General features: G+C 47.4%; 2 protein-coding genes. Both read right to left on the reverse strand.

Annotated features, from left to right (window positions below):
* The coding region (locus ACFINU_RS08590) for a DUF637 domain-containing protein (protein WP_375667566.1) at positions 1 to 6,258 on the reverse strand (6,258 nt) is incomplete at its 3' end.
* A 90-nt stretch (positions 6,259 to 6,348) separates the two neighbouring features.
* Positions 6,349 to 6,819: ShlB/FhaC/HecB family hemolysin secretion/activation protein (locus tag ACFINU_RS08595; RefSeq protein WP_375667568.1), on the reverse strand; the 471-nt coding region annotated here is incomplete at its 5' end.

Here is a 6,819-nt window from a genome sequence, read left to right on the forward strand (position 1 = left end):
AAACTGGAGCATAGCAGTGGCTTCGCCCACAGCCCCGCCAATCGCACCGGCAGAGCAAGCACCGCTCGCAACAGCGCCTTTTAAACAGCCAAGACCGGCATGGGCAACGATTTGCGTGACCGTGTCTATTTTGCCTTCTGCCTTGGCAGTACCGATTTCTTCCGCCAACGATTTGCCAACCGTATCAGACAGGGCGATGCGCAGATTGTTAAAAAAGTTCTTGTCAAGAGAACCACCCTCAAGAGCCGTTTGCACGCCTGTGCCAATGGCGGCTTTGATCAGGTTTTTTTCCGCTTCACTGGCGATACGATCGACAAAAGGAGCCGTTTTAGGCAAAGATTGTCCAACACCTGCCATTTCCGTTATTTGGCTGGTTAAGCCTGCTGTTAACATCGACGAGACAATGCTGAGAACATTCTTTGAAGAGCCAAGCTCATGCAAGGCGCCGGCAATATTGCCGCGATTATTGACAAGAGCCACAGCACTTTTGTTAATCAGTGCTTGAACGCCAGCCTGTATCGCTGCATTCATGGCGGTGCTCGAGCCAAGCCCCAAAGCACCGGTAATGGCACTGGCAGCGCCCGAGGCTGCTCCACCCGTAACCGCCGTGACAGCCAATGCCACGAGAGCCGCACCGGCTTCTGTCAGCCCTTGGGCTTTATAATCCCAGTCTTTAAATTCAGCCTTAACTGCTTGCCAATCCACTTGCTTGGATAATTCTGGATCATCACGCAGTTGCTTGATCCATGCCAAGCCTGGAGAGCGAGATAATTGCTCAAGAGATTTGTCTAAATCACCGGTTGCCTGATACTCAACAACAAAGCCATCACCCGCATCAAGCTTTATGCCACCCTTAGCATCTATGGTGACATGCTCGATGGTCTCCTTAAGGTAACCTTTATCCCTCTCACTCCACCACACAAGGTTTTCATTACGCTGATAAACATCCTTAAAATCTTGATCCTTGTTGGTGAGAAACTTGATCTTCCCCTTATCTGATGCCAAATGCGTCTGACCACCACTTTTTGCCCCTATGGCATCAAGCGTGAGATCCCCATTTTGCGCATGCATGGAGAGGTTGCCCTCTGTTTCTATCGTGGTTTTGTTTGTAGTAACTTCTGTTGATTGTTGACGAAACTTATTCTTTTGCTTCGATTTGTCGCCTTCTTTGCCCCTCAGATCCAAATCAAAACTGTTAAAATCTTGCTCTGAAATCGCGTTGAGAGCGCCACCACTGGTGAAATCCCCATTGCCCTTGGCTTTAAACTTTCCCCCAAGGTTCAGTTCACCACCTGTGACAATGGTCAAATCTCCATCACTGTTGACTTCTGTCAAACGGTGCTCACTGCTTTGGGCGTTATAATGCCCTTTTTCCAATGTCTCCTTATGGTCACTCTCTAGCACTAATGAACCAAACGTAGCAGAGCCATCAACAATGACCGTCATCGGTCCACCACTGCTCCATTGGCCACCAGTCATGCTTAAATCGCCAAGAGAATGAATATTCAAATCCTCTATAGAAATGATTTGAGCCTGCTGCCCGCTCCGATCAACAAAACCATATTCATTTGTGTCACGGATTTTTGCAGTACCATCAATGATTGTCTTCGCATTGAGGGTGATGATATTCCCCAAGATAACCCCTGACGAATTGGCTAAAAGATCGCCACTGCTGAGATCGACAGCACCGCTGCCAAGCAAAAAACCACCATCATTAAACAAAGTTTGCGTGGTCGAAACATGCAATGCACCATTACTTGATATGGTGCCACTATTGGTAAGACGGTCCGTCTCTATAGTGACGCCATTGCCTTTCAAACGTGCACTGGCAAGGTTTCCTTGCTGCGTTTTTGCCCCATAAACATCTTGTGCTAAAGAAGTGTTTGGTGCCAAATAAACATGAGGCACCAAGACCTCTTGTCCATCGACAAGGTGGGTCTCAAGCCAGATCATATCCTTTTTGATCCCAGCAATCTGCTGAGGCGTTAAGGGCTTGCCTAGCTCTAACCCCAAAGGACCTTGCTGCTCCACAGCATTGTCATAGAGCCTTTGCATTTGAGCATTGGGATCTTCAACATCAAGAAGAGTGCGATTGCCTGTTAGCTCAAAGATTTGCTCACCCACCAGACGATATTCAAAATAAGCATCCCCTAATCTTTTAAACACGTTCTCAGGCTTATAATTGCCAATCTTTTTTAAGTAATAGTCCGATCCCAAAAATTTACTTGGGTTGATAAAGTCCTGTCGCGTCTCAACTAAAAACGGCACATCCGGTGATTGGGTCTGGTCCAATTCTGTCTTAACAGAGCTAAGCCCGTCTTGCGTTGGCACCTGTATGGATTCTGGTGCGGGTGTTTTTGTGCTTGGTGCAAAAAGCCCTTTGTGCCCTTTCAAACCATTGATAATCCCATCTAATCGATCATCACTAATCAGTGGTTTGGAACCGTCAAAATCGGTGTTTTTAACACCAGCCAAACCTTTATCGCCAGAGCTTAAGCCAACTTGCTCAACCCCCTCACGCACCGCATGATTGTCAATAGTGCCTGTCAACTTGGCATCAAGCGTGCCACCAGCTTCAATCGTGCCATAAACAGCATCATAAGTGCGGACGGTTGTTTTGGTATCAGTATAATGTCCCTCATCTGTAATGCCTCCCGCATGACACCCTGCATTCCATGGTCTGCATTTCTTCTCCCTGCGATGTGTTTCAGTTACAATCTCGGTTGTTTCGATTAAATCACGCCCCTCATTGAGCAGCGTATCGCCATGCATCTCAATGTTGCCATTAGCAGCAATCAAACTATAGCTATTGCGGATATCACCGGCATGAACCGTGAAATGGCGCCCTACCAAAATCTGTGCAGCATTATTGGTAAAATGAGGTTGTTGACGGCTAATTGTAGTGTCAACATCTTCCTTTATCTGATGGTGTCTAACATTAGTGCCTTCCCAACTTCCCGCAACAAACCTGTGAGAAACCACTTTATCGCTAACTTCAACCCCACCTTCACGCATGTTGGTAAGCGCTGAGACATCGAAGGTCATATCGCCTGACACGGCTTCTAAAAGACCCGAGCTGTTGATCACATGACCAGCCCGCTCTCCACTTAAGCCACGGATGATGAGATTGTCTTCAGCAATGACATCGGCAAACTTATTGATAAAATCCCCATCTAAGGAGAAAATGGCAGATTTCTTGGCATAAATCAGCCCACTATTACTCAGATCAGCGCTCACATTGAGCGCAACCCCATCACCACTTGAACCAATACTGCCGGCATTGTCCAAAACATCTGCGGTTAAAACAAAAGCGCCACCACTTTTGAGAACACCGTCTTCACCATTTAAAACCAGAGCAACTTGCCCCAATGACGGATCATGACTTTTTGCTATAAGCGTAAAGCTGTCACTGGCTAAAAGTTGACCGGAATTGGCTAAAGACCCAAGCTTCGCTTCAACAACACCGCCCACCATAATACCGGAATTGCTTAAAACATCATGGCTGTTGAGAGTAAGTACTCCGCCTTGCGCTTCCACAAGCCCAGTTTGGGTGAGTGTGCCTGCCTTCAGCGTTACATCATAGGCGCCAACCTCACTTGTCTCGCCCATTGTCAATATGCCATCACTGGAAAGCTCTATCCGCTTTTTAGAGACAATGCGCCCCGTTTGGCTGAGATTTGTTTGCGCATGCAAAGCAATGGTATCATTGCTTTCTATTGTGCCACTATTGCTTAAATCACCGTGGCTGGTCAGTTGAAGGTCACCACGCTCAATCTCTATGTGCCCTGCTTGGATCACACTATCAGCAACAATATTGACTGCCCCTTGCGTAGAAATAAGACCATCAACATTCTCAAAACTGCCCACATTAATGCGCAAACCATCCCGCGCTAAAACATGCGCACCTTCATCATGTGTAGCGTTTTGTTGGTCTGAATTTGTCGTTTCAGCGCTTTTATTGACAAAAGACGTTGCAACAATCTTCATCTCACCGGCTAAAGCACTGAGAAGACCAGCCTCATTGTTTATATGACCAGCACGTGTCTCTTTCAGCCCACCAATACTGAGAGCCTCTTCAGCAATCATTCTGCCCTGTGTGTTGGTTAAATCACCATCACTGAATAGATCCATAGATTTTTTGGCGTAAATCAGCCCACTATTGCTGACATTCCCTGCCACATTGAGCGCAACATTCTCACCACTAGAGCCAAGCGCACCGGCATTGTCTAATTGCCCTGCGGTCACAACAAAAACGCCACCACTTTGAAGGACACCTTCGGATGTATTCTTCAGAAAGGCTTGTTGCGGATCGGCGCCTTCTTGTGTGCTTACCATCAAATGCAAATCATTGGTTGCAATAAACGTCCCTTGATTGGTAAATGCACCAATATGAGCATCGACACTCTCACCGCGCATTGTACCGCTATTTGCGACCCCATCACGCACTTGAAGGGTTAATGCTCCCTCTTGAGCTTCCACAGTCCCTGCTTGGGTTAAAGCATCAGCACTTAAAACCACATCATAACTTAAAATCGTGCTCTCTTGAGAGGTTGTGAGCATGCTACCCGCTGTCAAGGCAACCTGCTGCATACTGACAATATCACCCGTGTGATTGAGGGCACCATGGGCATCCAGCGTTATCTTCCCATTGGACAATACAGTACCTTCTTGGATCAGGGCACCGTGATGCGCATAAAGGTCAACTTTTTGCTCTGCCACTAAGCGCGCACGTGATGTAAGCTCTGCTGCTTCCACCAAAAGAGAGCCGCCGGCGCTATAATGTCCAGCGCCTACAGTGAGCCCATCATCGGCGCTCAAGACAATATTCCCCTTGGCACCAATATGGTTGTTTAAAGCGGTGATTTGATTGGTTTTAATGGTCAGATCGCCAAGGGAAGAAACCCCTGTTTGATCATTGTCTTGCATGCGACTTAGATCAATTGTTGCTGCTTGGATCTCTAAAAGATCACCGGCGGCTATCCGCCCATTCCCCGCCTCAAGCTTTGCTGCCTGTAAATGCAAAGAACCCGTCGCTGACTGTTGACCATCACTCCCAATACCGCTTGCTAGAAGAGCATGAGACTGGAGCTTGATCAGATCAGCGCCCACATCGACAGTACCGCTCGCTGCAACGCGCGCATTTTTTTCCAGTTCAACATGTTTCAAAGCCTTCAGTTCAACCGCTTCTTCTGAAAAAAGCAGATCTTTCACATGTACACTGTCGTGGTGAGAATGAGCCTTCACCGCTCCTTTGGCGCGTGCTTTGGCAATCACCAGCTTGCCATCACTTGTCAATCTCATGGCGCCTGCATTGGCAACCATGTCTCCGCGCATCTTAACGCCGGCGCCTTTATCATTGGCAATCACGCGGATCTGCCCCGCATACATTCCACCAAACTCACTGGAATCAATCGCCAATTCCGGCTCTTTGCCATCAGAACCAAGAGAAGTTGCTTCGCGTTTGTCATAATCAAAATGATTGTGACCAGCGATAACAGCCAAATCTCCTTTGACCTGTATGGGACCCCCGATACTGATCTTGCGCGAAACAAGATCAAAAATATCTAATGCACTCCCATCAGCCCCACGAGCGCCTATGGTGATATCACCACCCTCAACACGCAACCCACTCAAAGCGCCATCGGCTCCAATAATCGGTTGTCCAGTCGATAAAGTCACCCGTGGTGTATTAATAAAGCCACAACCGTTACAGGTAATCCCATTGGGATTGGCGATAATAACATCCGCCATATGCCCATGTACTTCGCTCACGCCTTCAAGACGCGAGCGATTGGCACTCACCACTTCATTGAGGATAACCTTTGCTGCACCGCTATAACGCAAATTGCCGTTGCCTGGCACCAATCCCCCAAGCTGTGAACGCGAAACCTCCTCAGTCGAATTGTTCAAAATCACGCCATGGGTATCAACATTGAAACTGTCATATTTGTTATGAGAAAGACCCTGTCCATTGGGGCGAACAATATCAATCAGCGGCACATCATTGCCGGCTTTCCCCACCGTGGGGCGGAAAACAGAGCCAACCCCATCAGCTGCTTTAATCCCTTGGCTCTCTTGTGCAACGGGACTTCGCGCTCCAAGCGCTTGTGCTTGCAACAACAAAGGCTGAAAAGCTAAGCAAAAACTTAAAACAAGTGAAAGCCCCTTATGGATCCCTCGCTGCAAAACACAAAAAACGCGCTTTCCTCGCTTGTATCCATATCCCAATCTATGCTTTTGATCTTTCAATCCCCGCATCTTCAGCTCCTCAGAAAATTCTTTATCTCTTAAAAAAACAACCCATATGGGTATAAACAGCGCAGCGATATTTTTTACCGCCCCTTTGCTCTAAAATCTCAATAATGCCCGCACTTGAAATAACCCTGTCGCATTCCCCTGTTCTCGCACTGTCGATTGGGTTAAAATATTCGAATAAGATACATCAATATCCGTAATGTCTCCGGTTGCATGGAAACCAAGAGTTGCCCCAACGAGGCTCCCGCCAAAACTGTTTTTGTTTACATCATTGGCCACAGCCCCCAGATCAAGCGCTATATAAGGGGCAAATTGGCTCATAAATTTACGCCCCATTCTCGAAGAAAAACCTGGCAACAACAGCGACAATTCATTGCGCCAGAACACCCCATTATTGCCGTAATAAACCGCCTCATGCACCCCACGCACAGATGAACTCCCGCCAAGGGACAGTTGTTCTGAACTAAACAACGGATCAGGTGACAATTGCCCTGAAAGCAACGTGTTATAGCGAAAATTATACTGTTTAAGCGAAAAAGGACGCCCATACCCTAAAGAAAAAGA

This window comes from Bartonella sp. AC130YNZD, from assembly GCF_042196865.1.
Taxonomy (GTDB): domain Bacteria; phylum Pseudomonadota; class Alphaproteobacteria; order Rhizobiales; family Rhizobiaceae; genus Bartonella.